The organism is Mycobacterium sp. ITM-2016-00318 (assembly GCF_002968285.2).
Lineage (GTDB): Bacteria > Actinomycetota > Actinomycetes > Mycobacteriales > Mycobacteriaceae > Mycobacterium.
Genome location: NZ_CP134400.1, coordinates 5,441,196 through 5,458,722 on the forward strand (window position 1 = coordinate 5,441,196; position 17,527 = coordinate 5,458,722).

At 67.6% G+C, this 17,527-nt stretch carries 15 protein-coding genes and 1 pseudogene; 7 read left to right on the forward strand and 9 right to left on the reverse strand.

Features of this window, described 5'->3' with window-relative positions:
- The first annotated feature begins 5 nt into the window (after positions 1-5).
- From C6A82_RS26805 to C6A82_RS26835, 7 genes and pseudogenes are all read left to right on the forward strand, one after another.
- Entirely contained in the window at positions 6-887 is an 882-nt protein-coding gene (locus tag C6A82_RS26805) for an NUDIX hydrolase (protein ID WP_105347522.1), read from the forward strand.
- On the forward strand, positions 884-3,301 hold the full coding sequence (locus C6A82_RS26810) for a hypothetical protein (protein ID WP_396836759.1): 2,418 nt from the start codon (positions 884-886) through the stop codon (positions 3,299-3,301). The genes C6A82_RS26805 and C6A82_RS26810 overlap by 4 nt, the downstream gene beginning before the upstream one ends.
- A gap of 110 nt (positions 3,302-3,411) precedes the next feature.
- Positions 3,412-7,095: a murein biosynthesis integral membrane protein MurJ gene (murJ, locus tag C6A82_RS26815; protein ID WP_396836843.1), complete on the forward strand. Its 3,684-nt coding sequence runs from the start codon at positions 3,412-3,414 to the stop codon at positions 7,093-7,095.
- Positions 7,096-7,215: 120 nt separating this feature from the next.
- Positions 7,216-7,782, forward strand: a pseudogene (sigM, locus tag C6A82_RS26820) (RNA polymerase sigma factor SigM); the annotation flags it as partial.
- A gap of 268 nt (positions 7,783-8,050) precedes the next feature.
- Complete coding sequence (gene trxB, locus C6A82_RS26825) at positions 8,051-9,049, forward strand: thioredoxin-disulfide reductase (protein ID WP_105344848.1); 999 nt, start codon at positions 8,051-8,053, stop codon at positions 9,047-9,049.
- A complete protein-coding gene (gene trxA / locus C6A82_RS26830) occupies positions 9,046-9,387 on the forward strand; it encodes a thioredoxin (protein ID WP_105344850.1) in 342 nt (113 codons plus the stop codon). Before trxB ends, trxA begins: the two co-directional genes overlap by 4 nt.
- Positions 9,388-9,582: 195 nt before the next feature.
- Entirely contained in the window at positions 9,583-10,767 is a 1,185-nt protein-coding gene (locus C6A82_RS26835; RefSeq protein WP_105344852.1) for an N-acetylmuramoyl-L-alanine amidase, read from the forward strand.
- A 9-nt stretch (positions 10,768-10,776) separates the two neighbouring features.
- On the opposite strand, the gene C6A82_RS26840 is transcribed toward C6A82_RS26835, so the two are convergent.
- From C6A82_RS26840 to rpmH, 9 genes are all read right to left on the reverse strand, one after another.
- A complete protein-coding gene (locus C6A82_RS26840; RefSeq protein WP_105344854.1) occupies positions 10,777-11,547 on the reverse strand; it encodes an acetyltransferase in 771 nt (256 codons plus the stop codon).
- A gap of 218 nt (positions 11,548-11,765) precedes the next feature.
- Positions 11,766-12,737 carry a ParB/RepB/Spo0J family partition protein gene (locus tag C6A82_RS26845; protein ID WP_105344856.1) on the reverse strand — a complete coding sequence of 324 codons (972 nt, stop codon included), beginning with the start codon at positions 12,735-12,737 and terminating at the stop codon, positions 11,766-11,768.
- The gene (locus tag C6A82_RS26850; RefSeq protein ID WP_105344857.1) at positions 12,734-13,720 is read right to left on the reverse strand and encodes a ParA family protein; all 987 of its coding nucleotides are present in this window, start codon (positions 13,718-13,720) and stop codon (positions 12,734-12,736) included. Before C6A82_RS26850 ends, C6A82_RS26845 begins: the two co-directional genes overlap by 4 nt.
- Positions 13,717-14,415 carry a 16S rRNA (guanine(527)-N(7))-methyltransferase RsmG gene (gene rsmG / locus C6A82_RS26855; RefSeq protein ID WP_105344859.1) on the reverse strand — a complete coding sequence of 233 codons (699 nt, stop codon included), beginning with the start codon at positions 14,413-14,415 and terminating at the stop codon, positions 13,717-13,719. The genes C6A82_RS26850 and rsmG overlap by 4 nt, the downstream gene beginning before the upstream one ends.
- Before the next feature lie 58 nt (positions 14,416-14,473).
- A complete protein-coding gene (locus tag C6A82_RS26860) occupies positions 14,474-15,049 on the reverse strand; it encodes a R3H domain-containing nucleic acid-binding protein (RefSeq protein ID WP_105344860.1) in 576 nt (191 codons plus the stop codon).
- Between the two features lie 37 nt (positions 15,050-15,086).
- Positions 15,087-16,145: a membrane protein insertase YidC gene (yidC, locus tag C6A82_RS26865; RefSeq protein ID WP_233216913.1), complete on the reverse strand. Its 1,059-nt coding sequence runs from the start codon at positions 16,143-16,145 to the stop codon at positions 15,087-15,089.
- 43 nt (positions 16,146-16,188) lie between these two features.
- On the reverse strand, positions 16,189-16,461 hold the full coding sequence (yidD, locus tag C6A82_RS26870) for a membrane protein insertion efficiency factor YidD (protein WP_105344864.1): 273 nt from the start codon (positions 16,459-16,461) through the stop codon (positions 16,189-16,191).
- On the reverse strand, positions 16,458-16,817 hold the full coding sequence (gene rnpA / locus C6A82_RS26875) for a ribonuclease P protein component (protein ID WP_105344866.1): 360 nt from the start codon (positions 16,815-16,817) through the stop codon (positions 16,458-16,460). Before rnpA ends, yidD begins: the two co-directional genes overlap by 4 nt.
- Positions 16,818-16,838: 21 nt before the next feature.
- A complete protein-coding gene (rpmH, locus tag C6A82_RS26880) occupies positions 16,839-16,982 on the reverse strand; it encodes a 50S ribosomal protein L34 (RefSeq protein WP_082932683.1) in 144 nt (47 codons plus the stop codon).
- Positions 16,983-17,527: the final 545 nt, after the last annotated feature.

Genomic DNA, 17,527 nt, shown 5'->3' on the forward strand with positions numbered 1-17,527 from the left:
CTTGGGTGTCGGACGGCGAACAGGCCAAACCCCGACGGCGCCGAGGGCGTCGTCGCGGTCGGCGCGCGGCCGGTCCACCCGACACCGCCAAGGGACAGCGCAACAACAACTCGACGCCTGGGAAGAACACTGACGGCCGAGCCGTCGATTCCAGGACTGACGGCCGAGCCGTCGATTCCAGGACTGACGGCCGAGCCGTCGAATCCAGAGGCGACGGCCGGGCTGTCAGTTCAACCGACGCGCCGATCCCTGACGGCAGGCCGAAACCGCACAAAAGGAATTCGCGCCGGGGCCCCGACCGGCTGCGCACCGTGCACGAGACGTCGGCGGGCGGCCTGGTCATCGACGGAATCGACGGCCCGAAGGACGGTCAGGTCGCGGCACTGATCGGGCGGGTCGATCGACGTGGCCGCATGCTGTGGTCGCTGCCGAAGGGCCATATCGAACTCGGGGAGACCGCCGAGCAGACCGCGATCCGAGAGGTGGCCGAGGAGACCGGCATCCAGGGCAGCGTGCTGGCCGCGCTCGGCAGCATCGACTACTGGTTCGTCACCGAGGGCAGGCGGGTGCACAAGACCGTGCACCACTATCTGATGCGGTTCCTCGGCGGCGAGCTCTCCGATGAGGACGTCGAGGTCAGCGAGGTGGCGTGGGTGCCGCTGACCGAACTGCCGTCCCGGCTAGCCTACGCCGACGAGCGCAAGCTCGCCGAGGTCGCCGACGAGCTGATCGACAAGCTGCACCACGACGGGCCGTCAGCGCTGCCGCCGCTTCCCCACAGCTCACCGCGCCGGCGTGCTCAGACGCACTCCCACACCCGCGCCCGCCGTAACGGCGACACGGGCCCGCCCAAGCCGCGGACGAACGGTTGCGGACAAGGGCCGTGACCGCCCGCCGGGGCTCCGGCACGGTGACAGCCCGACTGTTCGCCGTGCTGGTAGGCCTGATCCTGATCGTCGCACCGACGGTGTCACCGCACGCCGCCGCGGGCGAGCCGGGTTCACTGCCGTTCCTTCAGGTCCGTATCGACCGCGTGACGCCAGAGGTGGTGACGACCACCAGCGAGCCCGTCGTGACCGTGACCGGCACTGTGCTCAACGTCGGCGACCGCCCCGTCCGCGATGTAATGGTCCGCCTCGAGCACGCCGCCGCCGTTGCCTCCTCCACAGGCCTTCGGACGAACCTCGGCGGTGACAACGACCAATTCGAAGCGGTGGCCGACTTCACCACCGTGTCAACGGAATTGCAGCGCGGCCAGAACGTTCCGTTCAGTCTGGTTGTGCCGCTGCGTGCCCCGCAGGGTCCGTCGCTCGGCATCGACACACCGGGCGTCTATCCGCTTCTCGTCAACGCCAACGGCACGCCCGACTACGGTGCGCCTGCCCGCCTCGACGACGCCCGGTTCCTGCTTCCGGTGATCGGGGTGCCGCCGGAGCCCGCAGCCAACCCGTCCGCCGACACACTCGCCGCCGTGGTGGCGCCGGACACGTCCAAACCGGTTCGGCTGACCGTCATGTGGCCGCTGGGCGACCGGCCCCGGCTCGCCTCCGGCGCACCCGGCGGCGCAACACCGGTCCGCCTTGTCGACGACGAGCTCGCGGCATCGCTGGCCGCGGGTGGTCGCCTCGACACCCTGCTTTCGGCCGTCGACTTCGCCACCAGCCCGTCCGTCGACCCGGGCGGTCAGGTACGCAGCGCGCTGTGTCTGGCCATCGACCCTGACCTCCTTGTCACGGTGAACGCAATGACAGCTGGCTACGTCGTCAACGACGGACCCGACGTCGGACCGACGACGCCGACGCATCCCGGCACCGGCCAGGATGCCGCGGTGACCTGGCTCAACCGGCTCAGAGTGGTGGCCCAGCGGACGTGCGTCGCTCCCGCGAACTACGCGCAGGCTGACCTCGACGCGTTGGCGCGGGTCGGCGATCCCGGCCTGAGTGCGATCGCCACCAATGGCGCGGGCAACATCGTCGACCAGATTCTCGGCATCGCCTCCACGCGCGGCGCAACGCTCGTCGGCGACGGACCGCTGACCGACCGGGCGGTGCAGCTGCTTTCCGGGCAGGGGCCGACCGTGGCGATTGCCGCGGCCGGCCTCACCGCCGACGACGGGGAACAGGCGACCGCCGACGTCAACCCGGTCCGCTACACACCCGAGGTCGTCGCCGCACCATTCGATCCGACCGTCTCCGCTGCGCTGGCCGGTGTGGGCACTGATCCGTGGTCGCCGTCCTATCTTGATGCGGGACTTCATGTTCCGGTTCAACACGACTCGGCGGTGGCGCGACGGCAGGACGCGTTGGGCTCAGTGCTGTGGCGCACCCTGGCCCCCGCGGCCGAGCCGCGCAGCCAGATCCTGATGCCGCCGATGGACTGGGGTCTCTCGGCAGACGACGCGGCGTCGGTCCTGTCCGCGGTGGCCACGTCGATCCGGGCGGGCCTGGCCGCGCCGCGGCCGCTGACCGCGGTGATCGCCGAGAGCGCGGCGATCCCGCAGAGCGACATCCGCCCGACACCCGACAAGGTGCCCGCCAATCCGCGCGCCCGCTTCGACGACGCGGTGATTTCGGGCATCGCGAGCACCACCGGCAAGCTGTGGGGGTTGACCGCGGCGCTGACCAGAGACGAGCGCACCGGTCTCAGCGGCACCGAGTACACTGCGCCCCTACGTGAGGACATGCTGCGCGCGCTGAGCCAGTCGGCGCCGCCGGACGTTCGCAACGGGCTGGCCGAGCAGCGGCTGACGATCACCCGCGACACCGTCAACGACCTTTTCAACGCGGTGAGGATCGTGAACCCCGGGGGCTCCTACACGCTGGCGACCGAACGCAGTCCGCTGCCGCTGGCGCTGCGCAACGACCTGCCGGTGCCCATCAGGGTCAAGCTGTTAGTCGATGCCCCGCCCGGAATGACCGTCAACGACATGGGCGAGATCGAGCTGCCGCCGGGCTACCTGCCGCTTCAGGTGCCGATCGAGGTGCACTTCACCCAGCGCGTCGCGGTCGACGTCGCCCTGCGCACCGCCGACGGTTTGCCGCTCGGCGAGCCGGTGCGCCTGTCGGTGCACTCCAACGCCTATGGCAAGGTGCTGTTCTTCATCACCCTGTCGGTGGGTGCGGTGCTCGTCGCGCTGGCCGGTCGCCGGCTGTGGCACCGGTTCCGCGGGCAGCCCGACCCCGCCGACCTGGACCGTCCTGATCCGCTCGATACGGCGCTGGCGCTCGACGACGAACCCGAGGCCCCCTCCCCTGCCCTTCGGGCGTGGGCCCAGCACCGCGGCGAAGATCGGGAGAGATGAGTACCACCGGCCGACCCTTCGGGCCGGCGCAGCCGCCGTTCGACCGAAGCGGCGGCGCCATGGGTCGACACGCGATGCCGCCGCCGGATCCCCCTCCTCCACCGCCGCGCATGCCACCACCGGGCTATCTGCCGCCGTCACCGCCCCGCCGCGTGCCGCCGTCTCCCCCGCGGCAGCGCATCCCGCGCGGCCCGGCACCGCGGCGGCGCGCAGGCAGGCCCGAGCTCAGCGATGCGGCCGTGGTGTCGCGGTCCTGGGGCATGGCGCTTGCGACGCTGGTCAGCCGGATCACCGGCTTCGTCCGTATCGTGCTGCTGGCCGCCATCCTCGGTGCGGCACTGTCCAGCGCCTTCTCGGTGGCCAACCAGCTACCCAACCTCGTCGCGGCCCTGGTGCTCGAGGCCACCTTCACCGCGATCTTCGTGCCGGTGCTCGCGCGGGCCGAGCGCGACGATCCCGACGGCGGCACGGCCTTCGTCAGGCGGCTCATCACGCTGGCCACCGCGCTGCTGTTGGTCGCGACGGTGGTGTCGGTTGTCGCTGCCCCGCTACTCGTCCGGTTGATGCTCGGCAGCGACCCGCAGGTCAACCAATCGCTGACCACGGCCTTCGCCTACCTGCTGCTGCCGCAGGTGATCTTCTACGGCCTGTCCTCGGTGTTCATGGCGATCCTGAACACCCGCAACGTCTTCGGGCCGCCCGCATGGGCGCCGGTGGTCAACAACATCATCGCCATCGCCACGCTCGTGCTGTATCTCATTGTGCCGGGCGAGCTTTCGATCAACCCGGTCGAGATGGGCAATGCCAAGCTACTGGTGCTCGGCATCGGCACCACGCTCGGTGTGTTCGCCCAGACCGCCGTGCTGCTGATCGCCATGCGTAAGGAGCGGATCAGCCTTCGACCGCTGTGGGGGCTCGACGACCGACTGCGCCGGTTCGGCGGGATGGCCGCCGCGATGGTGCTCTACGTCTTGATCAGCCAGGTCGGTCTGATCGTCGGAAACCAGATCGCCAGCGAGGCTGCGGCATCCGGCCCTGCCATCTACAACTACACATGGCTCGTGCTGCAGTTGCCGTTCGGGATCATCGGCGTGACGGTGCTGACGGTGGTGATGCCACGGCTGAGCCGCAATGCGGCGGCCGACGACACCAGGGCAGTGCTCGGCGATCTCTCGCTGGCGACCCGCCTGACCATGGTGACGCTGATTCCGATCGTCGCCATCATGACCGTTGCGGGGCCCGCCATAGGCAGCGCGCTGTTCGCCTACGGCAACTTCGGCGATGTCGACGCGGGCTATCTGGGCATGGCGATCACGCTGTCGGCGTTCACGTTGATCCCCTATGCACTTGTCCTGCTGCAGCTTCGGGTCTTTTATGCGCGCGAGCAGCCGTGGACGCCGATCATCGTGATCGTCGTCATCACCGCAGTGAAAATAGCCGCGTCCCTTGCCGCCCCGCACCTGACCGACGATCCCGACCTTGTCGCCGGATACCTCGGCGCGGCCAACGGGATCGGATTCTTGGCCGGCGCCGTGGTCGGCCATATCTTGTTGCGCGCCAACCTCAATCCACCGGGCGGTCGGCTGATCAACGTGGAGGTGGTGCGCACCGCCCTCGTCGCCACCGCCGCCTCGATCCTCGCCGGTCTGCTCGCCCACGTCGTCGATCAGCTGGTCGGCCTCGAGTCGCTGACCTCCAATGGCGGCGGCGCCGGCTCGATGCTGCGGCTGGCGCTGCTCGGATTGATCATGGTTCCTGTCATCGCCGCGGTCATGTTGGCCGCTCGCGTGCCGGAGGCCCAGGTCGCCCTCGCCGCGGTGATGCGCCGCCTCGGCAGGACCCCCAAAGTAGCCGGGCGCGCAGTCGGCCCTTCCGTCCGACCACGCCCGGCGGACCCTCTCACGTACTCTGATCACAGGAATTCGCTCGCGTCGCGGGGTCGTCACAGCCCGCCGGCCGCTTGGCGCGGGCCTCCGGCCCCGGTTGCCGGAGCGGGGATGCGGAAAGGACCAGCGGTGACCGACGACTCCGCAGGCGATTCCGCGCCGCTGCCTGACAACGGCGCGACCACGAAAATTCCGCGCCCCACCGCCGACGACTTCGAGCCCGACGTCCCCGTCGACGCCGAACCCGGCGTCGCCCCCGGCGGCGACGCCCAGCAGCGTGAACCGGGAACGATGCCGGTCAGCACGGTTTCGCCGCCCGCATCGGGCAGGCCGCCGGCAGACTATGGCGGCGACCCGACCCGCGAAGGACTACCCTTCGACATCCCGCGAGGCGAACCGGCGATCGAGGCCGCGACCTCCGACGAGGATGTCCACCTCATCCCCGGCGCCAGCATCGGCGGCGGCCGCTATCGGCTGCTTGTTTTCCATGGCGGGCCGCCCAACCTGCAGTTCTGGCAGGCCTTGGACACCGCGCTCGACCGGCAGGTCGCCCTGACGTTCGTCGACCCCGACGCGGTGCTGTCCGACGAGGAACTACGCGGAATCCTGGACCGCACGCAGCGGCTCAGCCGTATCGAAAGCCCCGGCATCGCGCGCATCCTCGATGTCGCGAACACCGGTTCGGGCGGCTTGGTCGTCAGCGAGTGGATCCGCGGGGGGTCGCTGCAGGAGGTGGCCGAGACAACTCCGTCGGCGATCGGCGGCGCCCGCGCGATGCAGACTCTGGCCGCTGCGGCCGAGCAGGCCCACCGGGCCGGTGTCGCGCTGTCGATCGACCATCCCAGCCGGGTCCGCGTCAGCATCGAGGGTGACGTCGCGCTCGCGTTCCCCGCGACCACGCCCCACGCCACCCCCGAGGACGACATCCGCGGCATCGGCGCGGCGCTCTACGCGCTGCTGATCAACCGCTGGCCGCTGACCGAGTCCGGGGTGAGAAGCGGTCTGGCACCTGCCGACGTCGACGCCGCTGGTGAGCCCGTCGAGCCCCGGTCGGTCGACCGCGACATTCCGTTCCAGATCTCGGCGGCGGCCGCTCGGTCGGTCCAGGCGGGCGGTGGCATCCGCAGCGCCCCGACGCTTCTCAACCTGTTGCAGCAGGCCACCGCCATTGCCGACCGCACCGAGCTGATCAACCCCGTCGACGAACCCGCCTCACCGCAGAAGCCCGCGGCCGTTCGCGCGCCTGTGCCCGACGATCCCGACGTCGCGGGTCGTCGGCGGAAGGGGTTGATCGTCGGCCTCAGTGTCGGCGCCGCGGTCATCGTCATCGCGCTGATCGTGCTCGCATCCGTTCTCAAGGGCATCTTCGGCGACGTCGGTGGCTTCTCGAAGGACGAACTCGGCCTCAACGCGCCCACCACATCCGGCGAAGGCGGCGGCGACGGCGGCAGTTCTGGTGCAACGATCACACCCACAAAGGCCACGGTGTTCTCACCGGAGGGCGAGGCCGACGCACCCGATCAGGCGCCGCTGGCGATCGACGGCGACGCCTCGACCGTGTGGCCGATCGACACCTACAGCGACCCGGTGCCGTTCCCGAACTTCAAGAACGGCGTCGGGCTGATGCTGCAGCTCCCGCAGCCCACCGCGATCGGTGAGGTCACCATCGACCTCAACAGCACCGGCACCTCGGTGGAGATCCGCTCGGCGCAGACCCCGACACCGTCGTCACTGGCCGATACAACGGTGCTCACACCGGCCACTGCGCTCAAACCCGGCACCAACACCATCACGGTGGACAATGCCTCGCCGACATCCAATGTGATGGTCTGGGTGTCGACGCTGGGTCAGGTGAACGGCGAAAGCCGTTCCGACATCGCCGAAGTCACCCTCAAGGCGGCGTCCTAACGGTCGCACGCTGCGCTACGCCGCGTTATCCCCAGGACCGATCGGCGCGAAGCACCACGTCAGCGACGTCACCGAAAACTGGTGCGGAGCCAGTGCTCACGGGGTGCTTACGGTTCGCTGGTGAGCAGCTTCGATGGCGCCGAGACCGACCGCAGCGACTCCGAGCTTCTCGCCGCGCATATCGCCGGTGACCGGTACGCCTTCGAGGAGCTGTTCCATCGTCATCACCGCCAGCTGTACCGGTTGGCGATGATGACCAGCCGCAACCCCGATGACGCAGCCGACGCGCTGCAGGACGCACTGCTGTCCGCCCATCGCACAGCGACGTCGTTCCGCTGGGACGCCGCGGTGAGCAGCTGGCTGTACCGCATCGTCGTCAACGCCTGCCTGGACCGGCTGCGCCGCAACAGGTCTCACCTTATGGTCGAGCTCAGCGACGATGCCCACACGGTCGGCGACCACACCCCGCGGGTGGATACCGCAATCATGGTGGAGCGTGCGTTGATGCGGCTGCCGCTCGAACAGCGCGCGGCTGTGGTCGCGGTCGACATGCAGGGCTACTCCGTCGCCGAAACGGCACGGATGCTCGGCGTTGCGCAGGGCACGGTGAAGAGCCGGTGCTCACGGGCCCGCGCCAAGCTCGCCGAGGCCCTCGGCTACTTCGACACACGGGTGCCCGCCACGGCATGCGGTGAGTCACCGTTGCGGGACGCGGGAGGGCGAAGCGGAGCCTCCCGCGCAGCGGGTCCGAGCGCGCTCGGCCGGCTCGGCGCCGACCGTGCCTCGGCGCATGAGGTGACGGTGCCTCGCTCACCGGCCGACACGCCCAAACCGGTGGTCACCGGCCCGTGATGCGGGCGGGCGAGAATGTGGGAACACCCCGGCTTACGCTGGTGTTTGTATTCGTGCCGCGCTGATATCGGTGCGCCGCTATCAAGCAGGCAGAAAGGCTCGCATGACTACTGCATCCACCTCCGGGGACGCTGCCGTCCACGATTTGATCATCATCGGCTCGGGGCCGGCCGGCTACACCGCCGCCGTGTACGCCGCGCGTGCCCAGCTCACTCCCCTCGTGTTCGAGGGCACCCAGTTCGGCGGTGCGCTGATGACCACGACCGAGGTCGAGAACTTCCCGGGCTTCCGCGACGGGATAACCGGCCCCGAATTGATGGATCAGATGCGCGAGCAGGCGCTGCGTTTCGGCGCCGACCTGCGCATGGAAGATGTCGACGAGGTGTCGCTGTCGGGTCCGGTGAAAACCGTGACGGTGGGCGACGAGATCTACCGGGCGCGCGCCGTCATCCTCGCGATGGGCGCGGCGGCTCGCCACCTCGGCGTTCCCGGTGAGCACCGGCTGCTCGGCATGGGCGTGAGCACCTGCGCCACCTGCGACGGGTTTTTCTTCCGCAACCAGGACATCGCCGTAATCGGCGGCGGCGACTCCGCGATGGAGGAGGCCACCTTCCTGACCCGGTTCGCGCGCAGCGTCACCCTGATCCACCGCCGCGACGAGTTCCGCGCATCGAGAATCATGCTCGAGCGGGCCAAGGACAACGACAAGATCCGTTTCATGACGAATACACAGGTCCTCGAGGTGGAGGGCGACAACCGAGTGACGGGCGTGCGCGTGCGCAGCACCGACACCGGCGAGGAGTCGACGCTGGCGGTCACCGGAGTCTTCGTCGCGATCGGTCACGATCCGCGCTCAGAACTGGTGCGGGGCCAAATTGATCTCGACCCGGAGGGGTACGTCTCCGTACGTGGCCGGACCACAAGCACCTCGGTCGACGGGGTCTTCGCGGCGGGCGACCTGGTGGACCACACCTACCGGCAGGCCGTCACCGCCGCAGGTACCGGCTGTTCCGCCTCGATCGACGCTGAGCGCTGGCTCGCCGAGACTGCCACCGGCACAACACAAACCATTGATCCCGATTTGATTGGAGCGCAACCGTGACCGGCACTGAGAAGACGAGCAAGACGGTCAACGTCACCGACGACACCTTCTCCAACGACGTGCTGTCGAGTAGCACCCCGGTTCTGGTGGACTTCTGGGCCACCTGGTGCGGGCCGTGCAAGATGGTCGCCCCGGTACTCGAGGAGATCGCGGGCGAGAAGGCCGGTGAGCTGACCGTCGCGAAGCTCGATGTGGACGCCAATCCCGCCACCGCGCGCGATTTCCAGGTCGTGTCGATTCCGACGATGATCCTGTTCAAGGACGGCGAGCCGGTGAAGCGCATCGTCGGCGCCAAAGGCAAGGCCGCGCTGCTGCGCGAGCTGTCCGACGTCGTCTGACCCGGACGACGATCAAGCCGCGAGGTACTGGCCGCGTTGTAGAGTCCGGCACGCCGTCGAGGCCGCCGGCCATTCCGGCGGTGACCCGCCTGGCGTTTTCCTGATTCGGGCCGGCTTCTGAGATAATTCCGCTTAGCCTGTCCTGCAATCGTCAGCTGGACCACCGCTGATACGTGTTATCGAAAGGGCCCAGTTATGTCGAGTCTGCGTCGAGGTGACCGCGGGGGTGCGGTCGCCGAGATCCGGACCGCCCTCGCGGCGCTGGGGCTGGTCGACAGCCCGGACGCCGACCTCAGCACGGGTAAGCATGTCGCGGTCGACTACTTCGACCTCGCGCTCGACGAGGCTGTTCGCGCCTTCCAGCAGCATCGCGGCCTGCTCGTCGACGGGATCGTCGGGGAGGCGACCTACCGCGCGCTGAAAGAGGCCTCCTATCGCCTCGGCGCTCGCATCCTCAGCCACCAGTTCGGCGCGCCGATGTACGGTGACGACGTCGCCACACTGCAGGCACGGCTCCAGGACCTCGGCTTCTACACGGGATTGGTCGACGGGCACTTCGGGCTGCTGACCCACAACTCGTTGATGTCGTATCAGCGGGAGTACGGCATGTCGCCCGACGGTATCTGCGGTCCGGAGACCCTGCGCTCGCTCTATTTCCTCGGGTCACGTGTCACCGGCGGCTCGATCCACGCGATTCGCGAAGAGGAGCTGGTTCGCCGGTCGGGTCCCCGCCTGTCTGGGAAGCGCATCATCATCGACCCGGGCCGCGGCGGCAGCGACCACGGCCAGATCACCCAGGGCACGGACGGGCCGATCAGCGAGGCCGACATTTTGTGGGATCTCGCCAGCCGGCTCGAAGGCCGGATGACGGCCATCGGTATGGAGACCTTCCTGTCCCGGCCGCCGAACCACAGTCCGTCTGACGCCGAACGCGCCATGACCGCCAACACCGTCGGCGCCGATCTGATGATCAGCTTGCGCTGCGCAACCCACACCAGCCCGTCTGCGAACGGTGTCGCGTCGTTCCACTTCGGCAACTCACACGGCTCGGTCTCCACCATCGGCCGCAACCTCGCCGACTTCATTCAGCGAGAAGTGGTGGCGCGCACCGGATTACGCGATTGTCGCACCCATGGCCGGACGTGGGATCTACTGCGCCTTACGCGGATGCCGACGGTTCAGGTGGACGTCGGCTACATCACCAATCCGCGAGATCGCGGCATGCTGGTCACCAGCCAGGCGCGCGACTCCGTCGCCGAGGGCATCCTCGCCGCCGTGAAGCGGCTCTACCTTCTCGGCAAGAACGATCGCCCCACCGGCACGTTCACGTTCGCCGAACTGCTCGCGCACGAACTGTCGGTCGAGGCCGGTCGCAGCTAGCTGATTCCGTCAGCAGATGCCGGCGCCCGCACCGACGGGTTGCTGCAACTTCTCCGATTCCAGCAGCCGCTCCAGCGCCGCTTCGACGCCGGCCTTCCAGCCCAATCCGCTTTCCAGCTCGAGGCGCAGACGCGGGAAGTAGCGGTGCCTGGAGACCTCCACGAATCCCACCTGTTCGAGGAAGTCCGCATCCAGCACGCACTGCTCGACCGAGCAGTCGCCGAGCACCTCGACGACGGGCCGGAGTTCCGCAGGGACCAGCCGCGGGTCGGCGAGTTCCGCAGTCGCCGCGGTCCGGCCGAAGGCTTCCAGCGCCCGCACGCCGCGCTGAACCAAATCCGCGACAACCGCCACGATCAGGCTCTGCGGCAACCCGTCCGCGACCGGATCGGCGCCGCTTCTGCCCGGCGTGACGCAGTGCTCCACCCCTAACGACGTGAGCAGTACCGCGTCGGCGCTGACCGGTCCGCTCGGAAAGCGCTGGGCGCGCGGTACGACCCCTGGCGGTGCATAGAATGCGTAACCAAGGCATGGGGCATCGGAGTCGTCGGTGTCGTCCGAGGAGCCGAGGCCAGTGGCCGGTGCGGACGCAATCTGGCCACAGGACCCCCACTCCAGCATCACCATCGACAACCAGGCTTCCTTCTCGAATTCCGGGTCGCTCAGGTGGTCGTCGCGGTCGAGGGTCGCCGGGTCGACTTCCCAGAACACGCATCGACGAGCGTGCTTGGGCAGCTGCTCGAAGGCTTCGAGACGCATGGGCGTGATTCGCGCTGACAACTAAACTTCCCCGGATCCAGGCGGCGCCGTGAGGTGTGACCGCCACTCCAGGATAGGAGCATGCGGGCCCGCTGGCCCGTTTTCGGCTCGTTGGCTCACGTCGATCGTTCGACGGATCGAAAGATGTTGCGTCGCACCATAATTGCGCCGTTGCGCGCAACCGGCCTCCTGCGCCGTGATCCCTGTGTCACAGTGACGTAATTTCCCCGTGTCCTTGTTCAGACCTTCGCAGCGTTCATGAGGTCGACTATTCGCTGCAGGTCGTCGACGGAGCCGAACTCGACGACGATCTTCCCCTTGCGTTTGCCCAGACTCACCGTCACGCGGGTATCGAATGCCGTCGACAGCCGCTCAGCAACATCTTGCAGTCCCGGCATGTGAATCGGCTTGCGGCGTGGTGCCGTCGGTGAAGACGGGTCCTCGCGGTTCGCCAGCGTCACGGCTTCCTCGGTGGCGCGTACCGACAACCCTTCGGCGACGATGCGGGCCGCGAGTTCTTCCTGCAACTCCGGGCCGCCTTCGAGCGACAGCAGCGCGCGGGCGTGGCCGGCCGAAAGGACGCCCGCGGCTACTCGGCGCTGCACGGCGATCGGCAGACGCAGCAGCCGGATCATGTTCGTGATCAAGGGACGCGACCGACCGATGCGGGCCGCGAGCTCGTCGTGGGTCACACTGAACTCGTCGAGCAGCTGTTGGTAGGCCGCCGCCTCTTCAAGCGGGTTCAGCTGCACTCGGTGAATGTTTTCCAACAAGGCGTCGCGCAGCATGGAGTCGTCAGCGGTCTCCCGCACGATGGCCGGGATGGTGGCCAGGCCAGCCGCCTGGGCGGCCCGCCATCGGCGCTCCCCCATGACGAGTTGGTACTGCGAACCGCCGGATTGCGCTGGGATCGCCCGCACGACGATCGGCTGCATCAGCCCGAACTCGCGAATGGAGTGCACGAGCTCCGCAAGCGCCTCGTCGTCGAACACCTGTCGCGGTTGACGAGGATTGCGCTCGATCGCCGACGGGTCGATCTCCCGGTAGACCGCTCCGACCGCACTGACGGCCTGCGCACCGCCGCCGAGTACGACATCGGCGGCGGCGTCACCCATCCGAGCCCCCATCGTGGCCGAATCGGAATCGGTAGGGCCCGTGGGGATCAGCGACGCCAGGCCGCGGCCGAGGCCGCTCCTCTTGGGCGGGGTCATCGGGCTTGTCCTCTCTCGGCTGCGCCGCGTTCGGCGATTTCACGACTGGCGTCCATGTAGCTCAGCGCGCCGCGCGAACCAGGGTCGTAATGAAGGATCGTCATTCCGTAACCGGGAGCCTCGGACACCTTGACGCTGCGCGGGATGACGGTTCCCAGTACCTTGTCGCCGAAGTGCGTGCGGACGTCGGAGGCGACCTGATCCGCGAGACGGGTGCGACCGTCGTACATCGTCAGTATCACGGTGGACACGTTGAGTTGCGGGTTGAGATGCGCCCTCACCATCTCGATCGTCCGGAGCAGCTGACCGACGCCCTCGAGGGCGTAGTACTCGCACTGGATCGGGATGAGTACTTCCGGTGCGGCGACGAGTGCGTTGATGGTGAGCAGCCCAAGCGACGGTGGGCAATCGATGAAGACATAGTCGAAGTCGTGGTTGCGTAGCTCGTCGAGCGCGGTGCGCAACCGTCCTTCACGAGCCACCATGCTGACCAATTCGATTTCGGCGCCCGCCAACTCAATCGTGGCAGGGACGCAGTACAACCGCTCGCTGTGCGGGCTGCGTTGCAGCGTCTGGTGTAGCGGAATCTCCCCGATGAGGACCTCGTAGGACGACGGGGTTCCCGGCCGGTGATCGATCCCGAGCGCAGTGCTCGCATTGCCCTGCGGGTCCAGATCGATGACCAGAACCTTCAGCCCTTGCAGCGCAAGGGCGGCAGCCACGTTGACAGCCGTGGTCGTCTTGCCGACGCCACCCTTCTGATTGGCGATGGTGAACACGCGCTGACGAACTGGGCGGGGCAGGTGCGCATCGGCGTGCAGCAGACGGACCGCACGTTCCGCCTCCGCTCCTATCGGCGTGTCAGCGATGTCCTCGGCCACCCAGCCCTCCGGTCGCGGCTCGGTCCATGTTTCACGTGAAACATTGGTCGTATCGGTGGCGCCACTCGGCGCACTCCCGCCGGAATCAGACACCGGATTCATCCCCTTCTCTCGTCCGCTCGTGGCCCTCGCCGATTCGCCGGACCCGACTTGCGCCGCGCGGTTACCACGGTGGCGGGCGGATTCAAGTAGTCCCCTCCACATGTCACCACCCTGGCATCCACCGCGCCGAGCGCTTCCATCACACGCCGGTGCTCATCGACCTCAGTCGCCGCGCGCTCGCCCTTGAGCGCCAACATGCGTCCGCCGGACCGAAGCAGCGGCATGCTCCATCGCGTCAGCTTGTCCAACGCCGCGACTGCTCTGGACACGACAGCGTCCATCTCCCCCACTTGTTGCCGTACGCCTTGTTCCTCGGCCCGGCCACGGACTACGGCGATCTCCAGGCCGAGGTCGTCGATGACCTCACGAAGGAAATCGGAGCGCCGCAGAAGCGGCTCGATCAGTGTCACCCCCAGGTCGGGCCGGGCCAACGCCAACGGTATCCCCGGAAGCCCGGCTCCACTACCGATGTCGGCAATCTTCTCGTGGCTATCCACCAATTCGGCCAGAGCGGCACTGTTGAGGAGGTGCCGGTCCCACAGTCGGTCCGCCTCGTGCGGCCCGATGAGTCCTCGTTCCAGGCCCGCGCCGGCCAGTATTCGGGCATAGCGCTCAGCCCGGTCCAGGCCATCGCGGAACACCGCCGCCGCTTCCGGAGGAGGAGCGGAGACATTCCCATGTTTCACGTGAAACATCCTCCGGATCTCCGCGCCGCCTAACTCCGCGGGAAAGAACTACACAGGTGTAACTCCGTTAGACGACGAGCACGACGACGCGCCGCGACGGCTCGGCGCCCTCGCTCTCGCTGCGCACACCCTCGACCGCGGCAACCGCGTCGTGCACGATCTTCCGCTCGAACGGTGTCATCGGGGACAGCTGCTCGCGCTCGCCGGACTCCAGCACCCGGCGCGCCACCTTGTCCCCCAGCGCGGCGAGCTCTTCGCGGCGCTTCCGCCGCCAGCGCGCGATGTCCAGCATCAGCCTGCTGCGCTCGCCCGTCTTCTGGTGGACCGCCAGCCGGGTCAGTTCCTGCAGCGCGTCGAGCACCTCGCCCTTACGGCCGACCAGCTTGGTGAGGTCGTCGCCGCCGTCGATGCTCACGATGGCGCGGTCACCCTCCACGTCTAGGTCGATGTCGCCGTCGAAGTCGAGGAGGTCGAGCAACTCCTCCAAGTAGTCGCCGGCGATCTCGCCCTCCGCCACCAAGCGCTCCTCCAGGTCATCGCCCGCGGGTGTAGCCGATTCGTCGCCGTTCTGTGACGCTTCCGTCTCCACGACGTTGGTCTGCTCGTCGCGTTCCTGCGTGGTGGGCTCGTCGAAGTCAGTCATCCTCTTGTCATCTCCCTCATTCGCCGGTCGGTTCCGGTCAACGCTTTCGTTTCTTCGGGCGGGCGCCTGGCCGCGGTGTCGCGCCGGGCTTCGGCGCGCGGTTGCCTCCGTCACTGCCGTTCGGATTGGCCGGTGCGTCCCCGCCCTGCTGGCCATCTGTCAGCTCGCTGCCCGTGCTCTCGGTCACCTCGAGGGGATCGGCCTGAGCGCCGTCACCCGCGGCCGCCTCCCCCTTGCGCGCCCGTTTCGGCTTGGCACCCGGCGCAGGCGCGTTGGCCGCTCGTCGCTCGATGGCTTCGAGCTTCTTGGCTTCTTCTTCCTTCTCGATCTTGCTGAACACGTAGTGCTGCTGCCCGAAGGTCCACACGTTGTTGGCCAGCCAGTACATGATGATTGCCAACGGCAGGAACGGACCGCCGACGACGACACCGAGCGGGAACACATACAACGCGAGCTTGTTCATCATCGCGGTCTGTGGGTTCGCCGCGGCTTCCGGGCTCTGCCGGGCGACGGAGGCCCGGCTGTTGAAGTACGTCGCGATGCCCGCCAGGATCATCAGTGGGACGCCAACCGCGATGACGGACGGGCGATTGAATTCGGTAAACGCCTCGAGCCCGTGCTTCTGGATCATCGTCGCGCCCAGCGGAGCACCGAAAAGATTGGCGTCCAGAAAGTTTCCTACGTCGGTCGCGCTGAACATGTAGTTGCCGAGGCTGCGGTTCTCCTCCACCGAAAGACCGAGTCGGCCGATGCCGGTCTGCGTCCGGTTGAACGACATCAGCACGTGGTACAGCCCGAGGAACACCGGGATCTGGGCCAGCATCGGCAGGCAGCCGAGGATCGGGTTGAAGCCGTGCTCTCGCTGCAGCTTCTGCATCTCCAGCGCCATCCGCTGGCGGTCCTTGCCGTACTTCTTCTGCAGAGCCTTGATCTGCGGCTGCAGCTCCTGCATCTGCCGCGTCGTACGGATCTGCCGGACGAAGGGTTTGTACAGGATGGCGCGCAACGTGAACACCAGGAACATCACCGTCAGTGCCCAGGCGAAGAAGTTGTCCGGCCCGAGCAGGAAGCCGAAGAGTCTGTACCAGACCCACATGATTGCGGACACCGGGTAATAGATGATGTCCAGGCTGAACCAGTTAAACAACCGACTTGCTCCTAGCGTCGTCGAAGGCGCTCTCCGGGTGTGGCCCGCGGCGTTCGGGTATCGGGTCCCATCCTCCCCGATGCCACGGACCGCACTTCGCGAGCCGGACCATCGCCAGCCATCCACCGCGGAGAACCCCGTACTCGCTGAGGGCCTCGACGGCGTACTGGCTGCACGTCGGCGTGAACCGACATGTGGGCAACCGCAACGGAGAGACGGTGTTGCGATACAGCTGGATCAAGAAAATCAAGGCGCGGGCGATCATCGCCGCGCCCCGTCGAGCAGGTGTGCCTTCTTGAGCGCTGCACGCAGCTGCTGTTCCAGGCGGACCGAGACGGCATACCTGCTACTGGGAAGCGCACGGATGACGATTCGGTCGGCCGGCTCCAGGTCGTCGATCACCGAGCGGGCGACGTGCCGGAGCCGTCGGGCCACCCGGTGGCGTTGCACCGATCCGCCCACCGACTTCGAGACCACCAGGCCTACCTTGGGGCCATCGTCTTCAAATGCGGCGCATCGGCATGCGTGCACCACGATGTCGGGCTGCGCTGCCCGCACCCCTCGATTGACTGTGGCACCGAATTCCGTCGACCGCGTCATCCGGTTGCGCGCCGGAAGCACCGCGCTTGATCCTGCGTCGTATTACGCAGTCAGCTTACGACGGCCCTTACCGCGCCGGCTGGCCACGATCGCCCGGCCGGCCCTGGTCCGCATCCGCAGCCGAAACCCATGTACCCGCGCACGGCGCCGGTTGTTGGGCTGAAAGGTCCGCTTGCCCTTGGCCACCGCTGTCACTCCTTGTTGCATCTGACAACCACGTTCGGCACACAGGCCTCGACGCGATCGCCGTTGGTAAGTTCTTCGTCTCGCTCGCTAACCGGCGCGGGCTCCGAAGTGGTGGTCCGGATCGCAGCCGTGTCACCACGTGCGGGCGACTGTTCGAGGGTACTGACGAGATTTCTGAAGGTCAAACCTACAACCGAGGCCATGGGAACGGCCTCAGCAGTCACAGCAGTAACCGGGTCCGCGGTGCCGACAACTTGCTCACAGGCAATGTCGCAGAACGGTTGGCGTATGCGCAGAAAACTGTTAGCTTCTGGCAATGCCGTTCCGACATCGGGGCGGCGCCAGACAACGAAGCGAGGAAGCCCGACAGGTCGCGAGCCCACAGCGTGCACAACAACTGTGACGAGCCCAGACCAGCGGCATCCTCGCCAGTAGACGACAGAGCGGCGGCGACTGTTCCTTCCACAGGCTGTGGATAACTATGTGGACAGTTCGTGTTCGTTCTCTTGGTGGTCCCTTGGACCAGCCTGAGGGGGTACCCGTCA